This window comes from Cupriavidus sp. 05L310 (assembly GCF_056398185.1).
This window is the reverse complement of record NZ_JBFTOX010000021.1, coordinates 79256-96363: the sequence shown is the minus strand read 5'-3', so window position 1 is coordinate 96363 and position 17108 is coordinate 79256. Positions and strand designations below refer to the sequence as shown.

The following is a 17108-nucleotide window of genomic DNA, read 5'->3' as shown; positions in this document are numbered from 1 at the left end:
CGGTCCGCGGCTGCGCCGCCGGGCTGCGGGTGGTGACCTCAAGGTGCTGTGCCGGGAACAAGAAGCCAATCAAAACGGGATCGCCGGCAGTTTGGGCGGCGCCCAAATCATGGGGGAACGGCCATCATGGCGGCGCGGTTTTTCGACGAGATGCTCGATTGGCAAGATGGCGTGGCGGCAGCGATCCACGCGGGAGAGTCCCTGCCGGCAGGTGCCGTGCGGGGGCATTACAAGCAGTTCGCGGACTGGCTGGCGCGACAGTCCGAAGGCACCATGGGCAACAAGCGCGCGGAGGCGGACCTGATCTTCCGGCGTGTGGGCATCACTTTCGCCGTGTATGGCGAAAAGGACGAGTCCAACAGCGGCACCGAGCGCACCATCCCGTTCGACGTGATTCCCCGGATCTTTCCCGCCAGCGAGTGGGCCACGCTGGAGCGCGGGCTGCGCCAGCGGGTCTCCGCGCTGAATCGCTTCATTCACGATATCTATCACGGCCAGGACATCATCCGCGCCGGCGTGATTCCCCCAGACCAGATCTACAACAACGCGCAGTACCGGCCCGAGATGCTCGGCATCGACGTGCCGCGCGATATCTATGCCCACGTTGCGGGCATCGACGTGGTACGCGCGGGCGAGGGCGAGTTCTACGTGCTGGAAGACAACCTGCGCGTGCCCTCCGGCGTCTCCTACATGCTGGAGAACCGCAAGATGATGATGCGGTTGTTTCCCGACCTGTTCGCGCGCAACCGCGTGGCGCCGGTGGCCCACTATCCGGACCTGTTGCTCGACATGTTGCGCGGGGTCTCGCCGCAGAACATCGCCGATCCCACCGTGGTGGTACTGACGCCCGGCATGTACAACTCCGCCTATTTCGAGCACGCCTTCCTGGCCCAGCAGATGGGCGTGGAGCTGGTCGAGGGCAGCGACCTGTTCGTGCAGGACGATCATCTCTACATGCGTACCACGCAGGGCCCGCAGCGCATCGACGTGATCTACCGCCGGGTCGACGACGACTTCCTCGACCCGCTGGTGTTCCGGCCCGATTCCACGCTGGGCGCGGCGGGACTGCTGTCGGTCTATCGCGCCGGCAACGTCACCATCTGCAATGCCATCGGCACTGGCGTGGCCGACGACAAATCGATCTATCCCTATGTGCCGGACATGATCCGCTTCTACCTCGGCGAGGAAGCCATCCTGAACAATGTCCCGACCTATATGTGCCGCCGTCCCGACGACCTGCAGTACGTGCTCGATCACATGGACGAACTGGTGGTGAAGGAAACCCACGGCGCCGGCGGCTACGGCATGCTGGTGGGCCCGGCCGCCACCCGCGCCGAGATCGATACCTTCCGCGAGGTCGTGCGCGCGCGTCCGGAGCAGTACATCGCGCAACCCACGCTGGCGCTGTCAACCTGCCCGACCTACGTCGAGTCCGGCATCGCGCCGCGCCACATCGACCTGCGCCCATTCGTGCTGTCGGGCAAGGACGTGCGCATGGTGCCCGGCGGATTGACGCGCGTGGCGCTGCGGGAAGGCTCGCTGGTGGTCAATTCCTCGCAGGGCGGGGGCACCAAGGACACCTGGGTGCTGGAGCGCTGAAGCGCGGCGCTCGCAAGGATTGTTTGAGATTCCCGCGCCGGCCGCCTCGATGCCGGCGGCGCGCGGGCGAACAGTGCAGTACGAGGGGACTGACATGCTTAGCCGCACTGCCGACCATCTGTTCTGGATGGCGCGCTACACCGAGCGCGCGGAGAATACCGCGCGCATGCTCGACGTGAATTACCAGACGTCGCTGTTGCCGCAATCCGCCGAGGTGGCGGAGCAGGGCTGGTGGGCCATGCTCGATATCTCCGAGCTGACCACGGTGTTTGACGAGAAGTACGGCCTGCTGACGCGCGACGATGTGATCGACTTCATGGTGCGGGACATGACCAATGTCTCGTCGATCATGAGCTGCCTACGCGCGGCGCGCGAGAATGCGCGCGCGGTGCGCGGCTCGCTGACCACCGAGGTGTGGGAGACCATCAACACCACCTGGCTCGACGTGCAGCGCATGATCGCTGACGGCATTCTGTCCGACGATCCCGCGCAATTCTTCGAGTGGGTCAAGTTCCGCTCCCACCTGGCCCGTGGCGTGCAGTTCGGCACCATGCTCAAGGACGATGCTTTCCATTTCATGCGGCTGGGTACGTTCCTGGAGCGCGCCGACAATACCGCGCGGATCCTCGATGTGAAATTCCAGGCCGGCACGCTGGACGACAGCGATCCCAATCGCGACGCCAACGATTTCTATCATTGGGCGGCGGTACTGCGCTCGGTGTCCGGCTTCGAGGTCTACCGCAAGATCTACCGCACGGTGATCACGCCCGAGCGCGTGGCCGAGCTGCTGATCCTGCGCCCGGACATGCCGCGTTCGCTGGTATCGAGCATGGACGAGGTGGTGGCGATCCTGTCGCTGGTCGGGAACCAGCATTCTTCGGAGACCGAGCGGCAGGCTGGTAAACTCCACGCCGATTTGAAATACGCGCGCATCGACGACATCTTCGCCGTCGGGCTGCATGCTTACCTGACCAGTTTCCTGGAGCGCATCGGCGACCTCGGCAACGGCATCAGCCGGGATTTTCTCGTGCCGCTGCTGGCTGCCTGAGCCACTTCACGTGGGAGGTTGTGCCGGCCTCGCCATATCGTGAAATACAAGATTCATCACAAGACGGTTTACCGTTACGCCGAGCCGGTCCGGCGCAGCGTGCACGAACTGCGGCTCGCGCCGCGTTCGGGCCCGTTGCAGGCCGTGCAAGGCTGGCAGCTATCGGTGCCGGGCAACCTGTCCGAGGCCCGCGACGGCTTTGGCAATATCGTTCACAGCTTTACCGTGGCGGGCCCTGCGCATACGCTGGTGATCGAGGCAGGCGGCGTGGTGGAAGTGACGCCGCCCGCCGGCGGAGAAGTGCCGCTTTTCTGCGATGCGCCGCCGGCGGGCGAGGCGCGTGTCTCGCCGCTTTACTACCTGGGCAGCACGCCGCTGACCGCCGCGCATCCGGAAATGTTACGTTTTGCCTCGCCCTACCTGGCGGCGGGGCACGAGGTGCCGGCCCTGCTGGCTCTGGCCGGTGGCATAGCCGAGCGGGTGCGGTACAAGGCAGACAGCACGGATGTGGGCACGTCAGCCAGCGAGGCCTTCGGGCTGGGCAGCGGGGTTTGCCAGGATCAGGCGCAAGTGATGGTGGCATGTTGCCGCGCCCTCGGTATTCCGGCGCGCTACGTCAGCGGCTATTTCTACGACCCGGCGGCCTCCGAGTTGGCCAGCCATGCCTGGGCCGATGTCTGTGTGGACGTGGACAGGGAGCTGTGGTGCAGTATCGACGTGACGCACGCTTGCCTGAGCGACACGCGTCATGTCCGGCTTGCGGTCGGGCGTGATTACCGCATGGCCGCGCCGGTGAGAGGCATTCGCGAGGGCGGCAGCGGCGAGCAGCTGGCGGTCGAGATTGCCATTGCACCGCTGCAGTGAGCGAGGTGGTGCGAAGCGCACCAGGAATGGGCGTGATACGGTGTTCCAGCCGCGCAGGGGCGGCGCTAGAATGCGGCCTGGCTCCGGGCAGTGCGCCGGGCGGGGCCGTGCACCATAACAAGACGAGATCATGACGTACTGTGTAGCCATGCGGCTGGATGCCGGTCTGGTGTTCCTCTCCGATTCCCGCACCAATGCCGGGGTCGACGCGATTTCGACCGCGCGCAAGATGACTGTGTTCGAGGAGCCGGGCGACCGCGTGATGGTGCTGCTGACGGCGGGCAACCTGGCGATCAGCCAGGCGGTGCGCCAGATACTCGCAGAAGGCCGCGACGAGAAGCGCTCCCTGTGGACCGCGCGCGATATGTTCGAGGCGGCCGCCATCGTTGGCGACGCGGTGCGCCAGGTGCACAAGCACGATGCCCACGCCCTGCGCGAGGCTGGCATCGAGTTCAATGTGAGTCTGATCTTCGGCGGGCAGATCCGTGGCGAGCGGGTGCGCCTGTTCCATGTGTACGCGGCGGGGAATTTTGTCGAAGCCACGCCCGAGAACTGCTATTTCCAGATCGGCGAGGCCAAGTACGGCAAGCCCATCATCGATCGCGTGGTGGAACCCACGCTGCCGCTTGGCCAAGCCGCCAAATGCGCACTGATCTCGATGGACTCCACCCTGAAATCCAATATCTCGGTGGGCCTGCCCCTGGACCTGCTGGTCTACGAGGCCGATTCGCTGCGCGTGACCCGCTTCGTCAATATCGACGAGAAGAACGCCTACTTCCGCATGATCCGCGATACCTGGGGGCATCGCCTGCGCCAGGTCTTCGGCGAGATCAACGATCCGGAATGGGATGCCTGCGCCCCGGCGGAGTTTCCGCTGGCGCGCCAGGGCGAAGGCGACCGCTGGGGGCAGCCGGTGCGCGCCACGCGCGAACGCGCCGGCACCCAGGACTGAGGGCGGATATCCCAGATGCGTGACATCCTGCATTTTTCGCATGCCAACGGCTTTCCCGTCAGCACCTACCGCAAGCTGTTCGCAACGCTGGAAGACGATTTCGAGATCCGCGCCGTGGACCGATACGGCCATGACCCGAAGTTCCCGGTCACGCGAGAGTGGCCGCACCTCGTCGATGAGTTGCTGGCTTCCGTGGAGCAGAAGTACCGCGAGCCGGTGTGGCTGGTGGGGCATTCGCTCGGTGGCTTCCTGTCGCTGATGGCCGCGCTGCGGCGCCCGCAATGGGTGCGCGGCGTGGTGATGCTCGATTCGCCCGTGATCGCCGGCTGGCGTGCCGCCTTGCTAAAGGCCGGCCAGCGCTTCGGCCTGGACGAACGGCCCGGCCCCGCGGCGGTGACGCGGCGGCGCCGCACCCACTGGCCGGGTGCCGAGGCGGTCTGGGAACATTTCCGTTCCAAGCCGGTATTCGCGGCCTGGGATGAGGAGGTGCTGCGCGACTACGCCATGCATGGCACCGAGCCGACCGGCAACGACGCCGAGCGCCGCCTGCGTTTCGAGCGTGAGATCGAGTACCATATCTACCGCACCCTGCCCACCAGCCTGGGCTCGCGCGTTGCGCGCGGCGCGCCGGTGCCGGTCGGCTTTGTCGCCGGCACGCAGTCGCGCGAAGTGCGGCAGTGCGGGCTCGGCGCCACGCGCAAGCTGGTGGGAGAGCGCCTGCGCTTTATCGAGGGCGGGCATCTTTATCCGATGGAGCGGCCCGGCCAGACGGCCGGATTGATCCGCGATCTCGTCGGCGAAATGCGGGGCAATTCGCCCGCGGCCGCGCGTCCGTAGCCGGGGTCAGGCAGGGGCAGCAGCGAGGGCCGGGGTGCGAAGCGGCGAATGCGTCTCAGCGGTTGCCGGGCAAGGCGACTTGTCGCAAATGCGGCGCTGCAGCAGCCAGGCTCTCATGTATAATCCCGATTTCCCCGGCAAGCTCGGTTTATGACCAAATTCGTCTTCGTCACCGGTGGTGTCGTCTCTTCGCTCGGCAAGGGCATCGCTGCTGCTTCGCTCGCGGCCATTCTTGAGTCGCGCGGCCTCAAAGTCACCCTCCTCAAGCTAGATCCCTACATCAACGTCGATCCCGGCACGATGAGCCCCTTCCAGCATGGCGAGGTGTTCGTCACGGAAGACGGTGCTGAAACCGACCTCGATCTCGGCCACTACGAGCGCTTCGTCTCGGCCAAGATGCGCAAGTCGAACAACTTCACCACGGGCCAGATCTACGAGTCGGTGATCCGCAAGGAACGCCGCGGCGAGTACCTCGGCAAGACGGTGCAGGTAATCCCGCATATCACCAACGAAATCCAGGCCTTCATCGAGCGCGGCGCGGCTGCGTCGCACGGTGGCAAGGCGGACGTCGCGCTGGTGGAAATCGGCGGCACGGTGGGCGATATCGAATCGCTGCCGTTCCTGGAAGCCGCGCGCCAGATGAGCCTGCGCATGGGCCGCAACCACGCTGCCTTCGTGCACCTGACGCTGGTGCCGTTCATCGCCAGCGCCGGCGAGCTGAAGACCAAGCCGACCCAGCACTCGGTGCAGAAGCTGCGTGAAATCGGCATCTCGCCGACCGCGCTGCTGTGCCGCGCGGACCGCCCGATCCCGGACGAAGAGCGCGCCAAGATTTCGCTGTTCTCCAATATCCCGCAGGAAGCCGTGATCTCGGTCTGGGACGCGGACAGCATCTACAAGATCCCGCAGATGCTCAACGAGCAGGGCCTCGACCGCCTGATCTGCGAGGAACTGCGTATCGACCCGAAGCCGGCAGATCTCTCCATGTGGCAACGCCTGGTCAATGCCCAGGAAAATCCGCAGCATGAGATCACCATCGGCATGGTTGGCAAGTACGTCGACCTGACCGAGTCGTACAAGTCGCTGATCGAAGCGCTGCGCCACGCCGGCATGCATACCGCCACCCGCGTGAACATCGAGTACATCGATTCGGAAGAGCTGGAATCGGGCCACCTCGAAGTGCTCAAGCCGCTGGACGCCATCCTGGTGCCGGGCGGTTTCGGCAAGCGCGGCACGGAAGGCAAGATCCGCGCGATCCAGTACGCCCGTGAGAACAAGGTGCCGTACCTGGGCATCTGCCTGGGCATGCAGCTGGCCGTGATCGAATTCGCCCGCCATGTGGCGGCGATGGCCGATGCCAATTCGACCGAGTTCAACCTGGAAACCGAACATCCGGTGGTGGCACTGATCACCGAATGGGTCGACCGTGAAGGCAAGGTGGAGGAGCGCTCCGCCGAGTCCGACCTGGGAGGCACCATGCGCCTGGGCGCGCAGCGCGTACCGGTCAAGCCGGGCACCAAGGCAGCCAGGATCTACGGCGAAGAAGTCAACGAGCGCCATCGCCATCGCTACGAGGTCAACAATCACTATGTGCCGACGCTGGAAAAGGCGGGCATGGTGATTTCGGCTCGCACCCCGACCGAAGACCTGCCCGAGATGATGGAACTGCCGGAAAGCATGCACCCGTGGTTCGTGGGCGTGCAGTTCCACCCGGAATTCACCTCCACCCCGCGCGATGGCCATCCGCTGTTCAAGGCCTACGTGGAAGCGGCGCTGGCCAGCCAGCAGAGCAAGGCGGGCTGAGCCCCGGCACCGCAAGCAGGAGACTAGTGATGAAACTCTGTGGATTTGACGTTGGCCTGGACCGGCCCTTCTTCCTGATCGCCGGTCCGTGCGTGATCGAGTCCGAGCAGATGGCGCTGGATACCGCCGGCGAGCTCAAGGCGATCACCGGCGAGCTCGGCATCCCGTTTATCTACAAGTCCTCGTTCGACAAGGCCAACCGCTCGTCGGGCAGGACCTTCCGCGGGCTGGGCATGGAGAAAGGGCTGGAGATCCTCGCCACGGTCAAGCGCGAGATCGGTGTGCCGGTGCTGACCGATATCCACGAGATCGACGAGGTCAAGCCGGTGGCGGCGGTGGTCGATGTACTGCAGACGCCGGCCTTCCTGTGCCGTCAGACCGACTTCATCCGCGCGTGCGCGCAGAGCGGCCGTCCCGTCAATATCAAGAAGGGACAGTTCCTCGCGCCGCATGACATGAAGAACGTCATCGACAAGGCGCGCGACGCCGCGCGCGAGGCAGGGCTGCCGGAAGACAGCTTCATGGCTTGCGAGCGCGGCGTTTCCTTCGGCTACAACAACCTGGTCTCCGATATGCGCTCGCTCGCGATCATGCGCGAGACCGGCGCGCCGGTGGTGTTCGATGCCACGCACTCGGTGCAGCTGCCGGGCGGCCAGGGCACCAGCTCCGGCGGCCAGCGCGAATTCGTGCCGGTGCTGGCGCGCGCTGCCGTGGCGGTGGGCGTGGCGGGCCTGTTCATGGAAACGCATCCGGACCCGAGCAAGGCCATGTCGGACGGCCCCAATGCCGTGCCGCTGTCGCGCATGAAGGAACTGCTGTCCGTGCTCAAGGAACTCGATACGCTGGTCAAGCGCTCGGGCTTCCTCGAAGACAATTTCGGCTGGCCCGCGGCCTGCGCCTGAGCGCGCAGCGCCGTTGCCGACATGGCCGTCATCAGGCGGCCATGATCAGCCAAGTAGAATCAACACCATAAAATCACACGGAGATACGCCATGGCCAGCGGCTATATCATTGCCCACGTCGATGTCACCGATCCCCAGCAGTATGAAGAGTACAAGGTGCTCTCCAGCCATGCCATGAAGGTGCATGGCGCCGAGGTGCTGGTGCGTGGCGGCAAGACCGAGAAGCTGGAGGGCGACTGGGCCCCGACGCGCGTGGTCGTGCTGAAGTTTCCCAGCTATGACGCGGCAAAGTCGTTCCACGACAGCGAGGAATATCGCGCCGCGCGCAAGTCGCGCGAGCATGCCGCGCGCATGAACATGATCGTGGTAGAAGGCGTTTAGGCATTAATCAGCGCCCGTCAGCGGTAGTCCAGGGCATGGCGCCCGTGTAGTACGAAGTCATCAAGCATCAACAGTCCAAGAGGAATCCATGAGTGCAATCGTAGATATCATCGGTCGCGAAGTTCTCGACTCGCGCGGTAACCCGACGGTCGAGTGCGACGTCCTGCTCGAATCCGGCGTGATGGGCCGCGCGGCAGTGCCGTCGGGCGCATCCACCGGTTCGCGCGAAGCCATCGAGCTGCGTGACGGCGACAAGTCGCGCTATCTCGGCAAGGGCGTGCTGAAGGCTGTCGAGCATATCAACACCGAAATCTCCGAAGCCATCATGGGCCTGGATGCCTCCGAGCAGGCTTTCCTGGACCGTACCCTGATCGACCTCGACGGCACCGACAACAAGGCTCGCCTGGGCGCCAATGCCACGCTGGCCGTATCGATGGCCGTGGCCAAGGCCGCCGCTGAAGAAGCCGGCCTGCCGCTGTACCGCTACTTCGGCGGTTCGGGCGCGATGCAAATGCCGGTGCCGATGATGAACATCGTCAACGGTGGCGCGCATGCCAACAACAGCCTGGACATCCAGGAATTCATGATCATGCCGGTGTCGCAGACGAGCTTCCGCGAAGCCCTGCGTTGCGGCGCCGAAGTGTTCCACGCGCTCAAGAAGATCCTGTCCGACAAGGGCATGTCCACGGCGGTTGGCGACGAGGGCGGCTTTGCCCCCAACTTCGCTTCCAACGAAGAGTGCCTGAACACCGTTGTGCTGGCCATCGAGAAGGCCGGCTACCGTGCAGGCGAAGATGTCCTGCTGGCGCTGGACTGCGCGGCTACCGAGTTCTATCACGAAGGCGAAGGCCAGTACCACCTGGAAGGCGAGGGCCTGAAGCTGACCTCGACCCAGTTCGCCGACTACCTGGCCAACCTGTGCGACAAGTTCCCGATCGTGTCGATCGAGGACGGCATGGCCGAAGGCGACTGGGACGGCTGGAAGGTGCTGACCGACAAGCTGGGCAAGCGCGTGCAGCTGGTGGGCGACGACCTGTTCGTGACCAATACCAAGATCCTGAAGGAAGGCATTGAGAAGGGCATCGGCAACTCGATCCTGATCAAGATCAACCAGATCGGCACACTGACCGAGACCTTCGCCGCCATCGAGATGGCCAAGCGCGCTGGCTACACCGCCGTGATCTCGCACCGCTCGGGCGAAACCGAGGACAGCACCATCGCCGATATCGCGGTGGGCACCAACGCCGGCCAGATCAAGACCGGCTCGCTGTCGCGCTCGGACCGTATCTCGAAGTACAACCAGCTGCTGCGCATCGAGGAAGATCTCGGCGATATCGCCAGCTACCCGGGCAAGAGCGCGTTCTACAATCTGCGCTAAGCGCGTGTCATGCGCCGGCCGCGGCCGGCGCTGACGCAACTTCCTTTTCCGCTTAAGCGCCAGAACCCATGCGCCTGATCTCGTTGCTGTTGTTCGTGCTGTTGCTCGCCATCCAGTATCCCTTATGGCTGGGCAAGGGCGGTTGGCTGCGTGTGTGGGACATGGACAAGCAGGTGCAGGAACAATCGGCGCGCAACCAGTTGCTCAAGTTGCGCAATGCCAAGCTGGAAGGGGAAGTGAAGGACCTGGAGGATGGCACAGGCGCCATCGAGGAACGTGCCCGCTATGAGTTGGGCATGGTCAAGGATGGCGAGGTGTTCGTGCAGTTCGTGGCGCCCGCGCCCAAGGTCAGCGCCACGCCGCCGCTGCCGCCTCCGCCGAATTCCCCGGCGTTCAACCGCCACTGACGACTGGCGCCAGTTCCTGGGCAGAGTCTATTGACCTGCCGCACCTCAAGCGGCGCCCGGCAAACTCACCACCAATACGGATAGCCGCCCCAGCCCCGGTAGCCGGGGCTGCTGAAGCCGACTCCGCCGCCCCAGTGGCCACCGCCCCACCCTCCGTAATACAGGTTCCAGCTTGGATAGGCATAGGCTGCAGCCTGCGCCATGGCCTCGGCCTCTTGCTGGCGCGCGATGGCGGCTTCCTGCTCGCGCAGCACCTGTTGGTTCAGGGCGTCGAGCTTCTGCCTTTCTTCAGGGGTGAGGGGCGCCGGCGGAACACCGTTGGGCACCAGGCGCGCGGTCGGCGGCGAGCCGTTGATGTCGCGCGGCAACTCCGCGCAGCCGCCGCAGGCCAGCACTGCGCCGAGCAGCAAGACGCCGATCGTGCCCTGCGCGCGGACCAGGCGTGACGCTTTGCACGCTGCGGCGACGGCGGACGGGGTTGAAGGCAAAGCGGACATGGTGACTCCCTGACTCTGGTAGGTCGCTGATGCTTGGACCGCGGCGGAGGGCGTAAAGGTTCCTCGTGGGGTTCCTTCCGAGCCGCTCCGCCTTACCGCGTTGCAGTTTAGTGTTGCTGCGCCGCACCGTCACCGGCGCCGGTAGCGACGGGGGCCGGCGCAAATAGTTGCGCGCAGTCAACCGGATCGAAGTGATATTGCTGGCCGCAGAAATCGCACTGGATCTCCACTTCGCCGCGTTCGACCAGGATGTCCTCGATTTCCACGCGGCCCAGGTTTTGCAGCATGCCAGCCACCTTGGCACGCGAGCACGAGCACTGGAAGTGCGGCGTGAGCGGCTCGAATACGCGCAGACCGGTGGCTTGCAGGTCTTCCCAGAAGAGGCGGCGCAGCAGAGTATCGGGCGTTTCGGCCAGGAGTTCTTCGTCCTTCAGCGTGGCGCCGAGCTGGCAGGCGCGGTCCCAGGTGTCCAGGTCCTGCGCGCGGCCGGTGTCCGCCAGCGGCACGCCGGTTTCGCCGACTTCGGCGGGCGCGCGCCCGGCATGGCCTTCCAGCGTGCCACCGTAGGACGGCAGCTTCTGCAGCAGCATGCCGGCGGCAACTTTGTCGTCGGCGGCCAGCCACAGCCGGGTGTCGAGCTGCTCGGACGCTTGCATATAGTGTTCGAGCACGGCAGTCATCGACGCCATCGGGCCGTGTGCATCGGCCAGCGGCACGATGCTCTGGTACGGCTGCTGTCCGGGTAGCTTGTCCTGCGGGTCCAGCGTGATGGCGAAGCGGCCGCGGCCGTTGATGTTGACGAGGTCCGCCAGCGTGGCATCGTCGGCCAGCGCTACGCCTTCGGCTAGCTTGGCGGTCGCCCGCATCGACAGGTCGGACAGGCATTCCACCACCAGCATGCGCACCGGGCCGTCGCCGTGCACTTGCATCACCAGCGCGCCGTTGAACTTCAGGTTGGCCGAAAGCAGGGCGGCGGCGGACATCATTTCACCCAGCAGGCGGCGCACCGGCGCCGGGTAATGATTGCGGCGCAGTACTTCCTGCCAGGTGGTCTGCATGCGCACCAGTTCGCCGCGAACGGGGGCCGCGTCGAACAGGAATTTCTGCAGGGTGTCGGGGGTGGTGGTGTCAGTCACGATGATCCGTCGGTAAATCGGTGCGGGCGTCGCGGCGCCTTAGTCGATGCGTTTGAGTTGCGTCTTGTACATGGCCTGGCGCGTGGCGTAGGTCTCGGCATTGCGGTACAGGTTGGCCACATCCTGCTCGGTGAGTTCGCGCACCACCTTGGCCGGCGCGCCCAGGATCAGCGAACGATCCGGGAATACCTTGCCTTCGGTGACCACGGCCCCGGCGCCGACCAGGCACTCCTTGCCGATCACTGCACGGTTCAGGATCACCGCCTGGATGCCGATCAGCGAGCCTTCGCCCACCGTGCAGCCATGCAGCATGGCCTGGTGGCCGATCGATACCTTGTCGCCGATGGTCAGCGGGCAGCCGGGGTCGGTGTGGAGCACGGTGCCTTCCTGCACATTGCTGGACTCGCCCACCACGATCGGTTCGTTGTCGCCCCGGATCACCACGCCTGGCCAGACGCTGGCGCGCGCCTTGAGCGTCACGTTGCCGATGATGGTAGCCTCCGGCGCCACATAGGCATCCGGATCGATGGTGGGGGCAACGTCGCCGAGCTGGTAAAGCGCCATGAGGTCTCCTGCACAAGTTCGTATGGGTATATGGGGTTTGCCGCCAGGCTTTAAAGGGTCGCGGGCGGCCTGGCATGGAGCGCCACCCGCCGGGCCCTACAATGGCGGCAAACCGGATTTTACGCTTATGCCAGCAAACCTTCCCGATGCCGCCTCTCCTGGCGCCCCTGACCCCGATCGCGGCGGCATGCCGCTTGCCGCACCTGGCTCTTTGTCCGGCGTGGCGGTGCCGTCCTTGCGCCGCCAGGCGCTTGCCATCCTCTGTTTGAGCGATGCGCACGAGAAGGCCGCGGCCACACGCCGGATGCGGCTTGCGGGCGAAGCCATGGCGCCGGAGGCCCTGGGCATCGGCGAGGCGATCTCGGCCGAACTGCCGCTGCCCGGCCGGCCGCCGCTGCCCGAACTGGTGGCGCCGCAGCGGGTCGAGCGGCGGCGGTCCATCCATATGCCCGCCGGGCGCGCGGCGCTGATCCACGCGCTTGCGCATATCGAGTTCAACGCCATCAACCTGGCGCTGGATGCCATCTGGCGATTCGATCTGATGCCGGTAGCCTTTTACCTGGACTGGCTGCGAGTGGCCGACGAAGAGGCGCTGCATTTCAGCCTGCTGGCGCGGCACCTGGCCACGCTGGGTGCGCATTACGGCGATTTTCCGGCGCACAACAGTCTTTGGGAGATGGCGGACAAGACCGCCGGCGATGTGCTGGCGCGCATGGCGCTGGTGCCGCGCACGCTGGAGGCGCGCGGCCTGGATGCCTCGCCGCCGGTGCGGGCCAAGCTCGCAGCCGCGGGCGATCACGAGGCCGCCGCAATCATCGACATCATCCTGCGCGACGAGGTGGGCCACGTAGCCATCGGCAACCGCTGGTACCGATGGCTATGTGCCTCCCGTGGCATGGACCCCGTCACCACCTACGCCGAACTGGCCGCACGGTACCAGGCACCGCGCCTGCGGCCGCCCTTCAACCTGGCAGCGCGCCGCGCGGCGGGTTTCGACGAAGATGAGCTGGCGTGGCTGGAAGGACAGGCCAGTCAGTTGTATTCCGTCACCACGACATAGCCCTGCTTGATGCCGCTACCGGGGCCTGCCGTGAATTGCACGGGCACGGTAAAGGCGCGCGCGGTCGTCAGCTGGACTACCCGGCCAGGCAGCAGCGGCAGGGAGGCAGACTCCGCGGAATGGGCGCCGTTTGCCGGGCAATTTACCGATGCGGTCCCGCTCGTGCCGAGTTGCGTATTGCAGGGGGGCGCAACGATGGCCCCCCGGAAGTGGATCACACCATCCGCGCCCCACGCGGATGCCGAAAGCAAAGCACTCGCCAGGGCCAACGGCAGCCGATGCGCGAAGCGGTGGGAGGCGGCGCGGCCGGTGCTTGCAAGCGTGCTCATTGTGATCTCCAGTTCGTCATTAAGTTGAAGCACATTGGGAAATTTCTGTGTGCTCATTGGGAACTTTATTTCCCGGGATTGGGAAAAACAATCAAGATAATCCGAATTTTCCTAATTCCTTTTTTGCATTACTCTGCTAGGTCAGGTTGCAAAATGGGCTGCTATCCGCCATGTAGTTGCCCCCGGGATATAGGAACAACCCTAATTAAAGGGACGAAAAGAAATGGGTCCGATGGGCTTTTATAGGAGTGATCCTATAAATTTCTCGGAAAAAATAAGCTGTCATGGATGACCCCTCCTGCGACTGGAACGTGTGGCCCGATCTGCCGATCGGGATGCGCCATTGCAATGCGCTCCGCATGTCCTTGCTAACGTCAGATTCGGCAAAAACTTGACTGCCGGGAGGGCGGCGAAAAGCATGCCGGCGATCGGTGGTCCGCGGCGCTGCAGGTTAAGCAGGCCGGGCGCTGAGGGGCAGGGCCTGGGGGGGGGATTTGACGGGTAGGGACGGGGACGGGTGCGAGCCTTGCGGCGGCACCCGCCTGCCAGTGCTACGGGCGCGTTGGCGCGCCGCGCCGGGCTTCGATCTCGCGCAGTACGCGCCGCTGGATCTTGCCGGTGGTGGTCATCGGCAACTGGTCGAGGAACTCGATCGCCTTGGGATATTCATACGGCGCAAGCTGGCCGCGCACATGCTGCTGCAATTCGGCGACCAGTTCAGCGTCGGCCTGCGCTGAGCGGGCGACTAACGGCACCAGTACGATGAACGCCTTGACCACCGCGCCGCGCTCCGGGTCGGGGGAAGGCACCACGGCGCAATTCGACACGGCGGGGTGCTTGAGCAGGCAGTTTTCGATCTCGCTCGGCCCGATGCGATAGCCGGAGGACTTGAAGACATCGTCGGCGCGGCCCTGGTACCAGAAGTAGCCGTCCTCGTCGACGCGCGCAAGGTCGCCTGTGCGGCACCAGCGCAAGCCGTCTCGCTCCAGGTACTTGTCCGCGGTGGCCTCCGCGTTGCGCCAGTAGCCGAGGAAGAACACGGGGTCGGGATGGCCGTGGCGGTCGGTGCTGCACACGGCAATCTCGCCGTCTTCGCCCGGCGGACAAGGCTTGCCCTCGTCGTCGACCACGGCGAGGCGGTGGCCGGGGTAGGGCCGCCCCATCGAGCCCGGGCGCGCGGGCCAGCCGGGCTGGCCGTCGTCGTTCTGGGCGGTGCAGTTGCCCACGATGTAGTTGATCTCGGTCTGGCCGAACATTTCATTGACGACCACACCGAGCGCGTCGCGGCACCAGGCGAACACGGTTTCCCCTACGGCTTCGCCTGCGCTCATCAGCGCGCGCAGGTGCAACTGGTAACGCTCGCGCGGCGCGGGGCAGGTTTTCATCATCTGCTTGAGCGCGGTGGGAAAGAGGAAGGTATTGGTGACCCGATAGCGCTCCATCAGTGCGAAGGCAACCTGCGCCGAGAACCGCCCCTGATAGCCGACGATGGGCTTGCCGAAATACAGCGCGGGCATCAGTGCATCCCACAGGCCGCCGGTCCAGGCCCAGTCGGCCGGGCTCCAGAATACGTCGTCCGCCTGCGGGAACCAGTTTTGCGAACAGACGAAGCCAGTGAGATTGCCGATCAGTGCGCGGTGCGGGATCAGCGCGCCTTTCGGCGGCCCGGTGGTTCCGCTGGTGTAGATCAGCACGGCGGCCTCGTCGGCCTTGGTCTGAACGGCGGTAAATTCCGGTAGCTCGGCGGCCAGCAGCGCGTCCCAGTCATGCTCCGCGCGGCCCACCGCGCCGCCAACACCGATCACCGAGGCCAGCGCCGGGCACTCCGCGCGCGCCGCCAGCACATTGTCGATCGCTGTTTCATCGGCAATGGCCACGCAGGCATCGCTGTGCCGGAGCCGGTAGGCCAGCGCTTCCGGTCCGAACAGCATCGACAAGGGCGTGGCGATGGCGCCGAGCTGATAGATTGCCATCTGTGCAACCACCGTCTCGATGCGCTGGGGCATCACGATGCCGACGCGGTCTCCCCGCGCCACGCCCAGCGTGCGCAGCGCCCGCGAGAGGCGGTCCGCCTCGGCCTGGATGTAGGCGTAGCTGTAGCTGGCGCGGCGCCCGTCCTCGTGTTCGGTGTGGACCGCCACCCGGTCCGCGGTGGCGGGAGCGCGCGCCCAGCGGCTACAGCACACGTCGGCGAGGTTGAAGTGCTCGGGCACCTGCCAACGGAATTCATCGTAGAGCGCGCGATAGTCGTCGCGGCGGCTGGCGGGCAGGGCGGGTGCGGCCATGCTGGGTCTCCTGGTTTGCGCTCGATATTGCGCGGATGCGTGCCGGGCCGGCTTGCCGCTATAATCCACACAAACGAACGATCGTTCTATTTTTTTGGCTTCCCCGTTGTCGCGGGTGAAAGCGTCCGCCACGAAAAGGCACCCGGGGAGACACCATGACAATAAGAGAAACCTCGCGCTCGGAATTTATCACGTTGCGCGGCCTCAACATGCACGTACGGCACTGGGGCCAGCCCGGTGCGCCCACCTTGTTCCTGCTGCATGGCTGGATGGATGTGGCCGCCTCGTTCCAGTTCATGGTGGATGCGCTGGAGCGCGACTGGCGTGTCATTGCGCCCGACTGGCGCGGCTTCGGCCAGACCGATTGGCCCACACGCTATCCCGGCACCGAGTCCTACTGGTTTCCCGACTACATTGCCGATCTCGAGGCCGTGCTCGATCATTACCAGCCGGACCAGCCGGTGAACCTGGTGGGGCATAGCATGGGTGCCAACGTCGCCTGCTTCTATGCCGGCATCCGTCCCGAGCGGGTGCGCCGCGTGGTCGACCTGGAGGGGTTTGGCATGACGGGCACCCGCGCCGAGCAGGCGCCCGGTCGCTATGCGCGCTGGCTGGACGAACTGCGGCAGCGCCAGCCGCTGAAGACCTATGACAGCGTGGAGGCAGTGGCGGCGCGGTTGCAGAAGACGAATCCGCGCCTGCCGGACGATCGCGCGGCGTTCCTGGCCAAGCACTGGTCGGCCAGGAACGCCGAAGGCCGCTGGGAAATCCTTGGCGACGCCGCCCACAAGATGGTCAATCCCGTGCTGTACCGGCTGGACGAAGTGATGGCGATCTGGGCAAAGGCCACCGCGCCGGTACTGCATGTGGAAGCGCGCGACTCCCAAACGCTCAGCCATATTGCAAAGGGGCAGCCGCTGGAGGAGTTCAAGCTGCGCTTCAAGGCGTTCCGGGATTTCCGCGAGGCCATTGTCGATGACGCCGGCCATATGCTGCATCACGACCAGCCGCGGGTGGTCGCCGGGCTGGTCGAATCGTTCTGCGCGTAATGTCCGCTGGCGCCATG

The 17108-nt window shown here is 65.3% G+C and carries 17 protein-coding genes; 12 read left to right on the top strand and 5 right to left on the bottom strand.

Features of this window, described 5'->3' with window-relative positions; translation table 11 throughout:
- Nucleotides 1-126 precede the first annotated feature (126 nt).
- From AC1DS6_RS17125 to ftsB, 10 genes are all read left to right on the top strand, one after another.
- Nucleotides 127-1599 carry a circularly permuted type 2 ATP-grasp protein gene (locus AC1DS6_RS17125; protein WP_441630030.1) on the top strand — a complete coding sequence of 491 codons (1473 nt, stop codon included), beginning with the start codon at nucleotides 127-129 and terminating at the stop codon, nucleotides 1597-1599.
- Nucleotides 1600-1693: 94 nt separating this feature from the next.
- Nucleotides 1694-2647 (top strand): alpha-E domain-containing protein, encoded by a 954-nt coding sequence (locus AC1DS6_RS17120; protein ID WP_441630032.1) that lies wholly within the window; start codon nucleotides 1694-1696, stop codon nucleotides 2645-2647.
- Between the two features lie 39 nt (nucleotides 2648-2686).
- The gene (locus AC1DS6_RS17115; RefSeq protein WP_441630034.1) at nucleotides 2687-3511 is read left to right on the top strand and encodes a transglutaminase family protein; all 825 of its coding nucleotides are present in this window, start codon (nucleotides 2687-2689) and stop codon (nucleotides 3509-3511) included.
- Nucleotides 3512-3641: 130 nt separating this feature from the next.
- Nucleotides 3642-4463 (top strand): proteasome-type protease, encoded by an 822-nt coding sequence (locus tag AC1DS6_RS17110; RefSeq protein ID WP_200876673.1) that lies wholly within the window; start codon nucleotides 3642-3644, stop codon nucleotides 4461-4463.
- Between the two features lie 15 nt (nucleotides 4464-4478).
- On the top strand, nucleotides 4479-5300 hold the full coding sequence (locus AC1DS6_RS17105; protein WP_441630036.1) for an alpha/beta fold hydrolase: 822 nt from the start codon (nucleotides 4479-4481) through the stop codon (nucleotides 5298-5300).
- Between the two features lie 150 nt (nucleotides 5301-5450).
- Nucleotides 5451-7103 (top strand): CTP synthase, encoded by a 1653-nt coding sequence (locus AC1DS6_RS17100; RefSeq protein WP_045238051.1) that lies wholly within the window; start codon nucleotides 5451-5453, stop codon nucleotides 7101-7103.
- Between the two features lie 29 nt (nucleotides 7104-7132).
- Nucleotides 7133-8005: a 3-deoxy-8-phosphooctulonate synthase gene (kdsA, locus tag AC1DS6_RS17095; RefSeq protein WP_441630039.1), complete on the top strand. Its 873-nt coding sequence runs from the start codon at nucleotides 7133-7135 to the stop codon at nucleotides 8003-8005.
- 90 nt (nucleotides 8006-8095) lie between these two features.
- Nucleotides 8096-8386 carry a DUF1330 domain-containing protein gene (locus AC1DS6_RS17090; protein WP_150983857.1) on the top strand — a complete coding sequence of 97 codons (291 nt, stop codon included), beginning with the start codon at nucleotides 8096-8098 and terminating at the stop codon, nucleotides 8384-8386.
- Between the two features lie 88 nt (nucleotides 8387-8474).
- Nucleotides 8475-9764 carry a phosphopyruvate hydratase gene (gene eno, locus AC1DS6_RS17085; protein ID WP_441630041.1) on the top strand — a complete coding sequence of 430 codons (1290 nt, stop codon included), beginning with the start codon at nucleotides 8475-8477 and terminating at the stop codon, nucleotides 9762-9764.
- A 68-nt stretch (nucleotides 9765-9832) separates the two neighbouring features.
- Complete coding sequence (ftsB, locus tag AC1DS6_RS17080) at nucleotides 9833-10171, top strand: cell division protein FtsB (RefSeq protein ID WP_035859184.1); 339 nt, start codon at nucleotides 9833-9835, stop codon at nucleotides 10169-10171.
- A 65-nt stretch (nucleotides 10172-10236) separates the two neighbouring features.
- Here ftsB and AC1DS6_RS17075 read toward each other — a convergent pair whose 3' ends face one another.
- The 3 genes from AC1DS6_RS17075 to AC1DS6_RS17065 all read right to left on the bottom strand — a co-directional run bounded on the left by AC1DS6_RS17075 (nucleotide 10237) and on the right by AC1DS6_RS17065 (nucleotide 12368).
- The gene (locus AC1DS6_RS17075; protein ID WP_441630043.1) at nucleotides 10237-10668 is read right to left on the bottom strand and encodes a hypothetical protein; all 432 of its coding nucleotides are present in this window, start codon (nucleotides 10666-10668) and stop codon (nucleotides 10237-10239) included.
- Nucleotides 10669-10775: 107 nt separating this feature from the next.
- On the bottom strand, nucleotides 10776-11804 hold the full coding sequence (hslO, locus tag AC1DS6_RS17070; RefSeq protein ID WP_441630045.1) for an Hsp33 family molecular chaperone HslO: 1029 nt from the start codon (nucleotides 11802-11804) through the stop codon (nucleotides 10776-10778).
- A 39-nt stretch (nucleotides 11805-11843) separates the two neighbouring features.
- Nucleotides 11844-12368 (bottom strand): gamma carbonic anhydrase family protein, encoded by a 525-nt coding sequence (locus AC1DS6_RS17065; RefSeq protein ID WP_006160208.1) that lies wholly within the window; start codon nucleotides 12366-12368, stop codon nucleotides 11844-11846.
- A 127-nt stretch (nucleotides 12369-12495) separates the two neighbouring features.
- Here AC1DS6_RS17065 and AC1DS6_RS17060 point away from each other — a divergent pair, with 127 nt between their 5' ends.
- Nucleotides 12496-13428, top strand: a complete 933-nt coding sequence (locus AC1DS6_RS17060) for a ferritin-like domain-containing protein (RefSeq protein ID WP_441630048.1) — start codon at nucleotides 12496-12498, stop codon at nucleotides 13426-13428.
- Here the strand turns inward: AC1DS6_RS17060 and AC1DS6_RS17055 are convergent.
- Entirely contained in the window at nucleotides 13401-13757 is a 357-nt protein-coding gene (locus tag AC1DS6_RS17055) for a hypothetical protein (RefSeq protein ID WP_441630050.1), read from the bottom strand. The two genes, AC1DS6_RS17060 and AC1DS6_RS17055, sit on opposite strands and share 28 nt — an antisense overlap.
- 551 nt (nucleotides 13758-14308) lie before the next feature.
- Nucleotides 14309-16042 (bottom strand): acetate--CoA ligase, encoded by a 1734-nt coding sequence (locus tag AC1DS6_RS17050; protein WP_441630052.1) that lies wholly within the window; start codon nucleotides 16040-16042, stop codon nucleotides 14309-14311.
- Nucleotides 16043-16197: 155 nt separating this feature from the next.
- Between AC1DS6_RS17050 and AC1DS6_RS17045 the strand changes: the two genes are divergently transcribed.
- Nucleotides 16198-17091 (top strand): alpha/beta fold hydrolase, encoded by an 894-nt coding sequence (locus tag AC1DS6_RS17045; protein ID WP_441630054.1) that lies wholly within the window; start codon nucleotides 16198-16200, stop codon nucleotides 17089-17091.
- The last annotated feature ends 17 nt before the right edge of the window (nucleotides 17092-17108 follow it).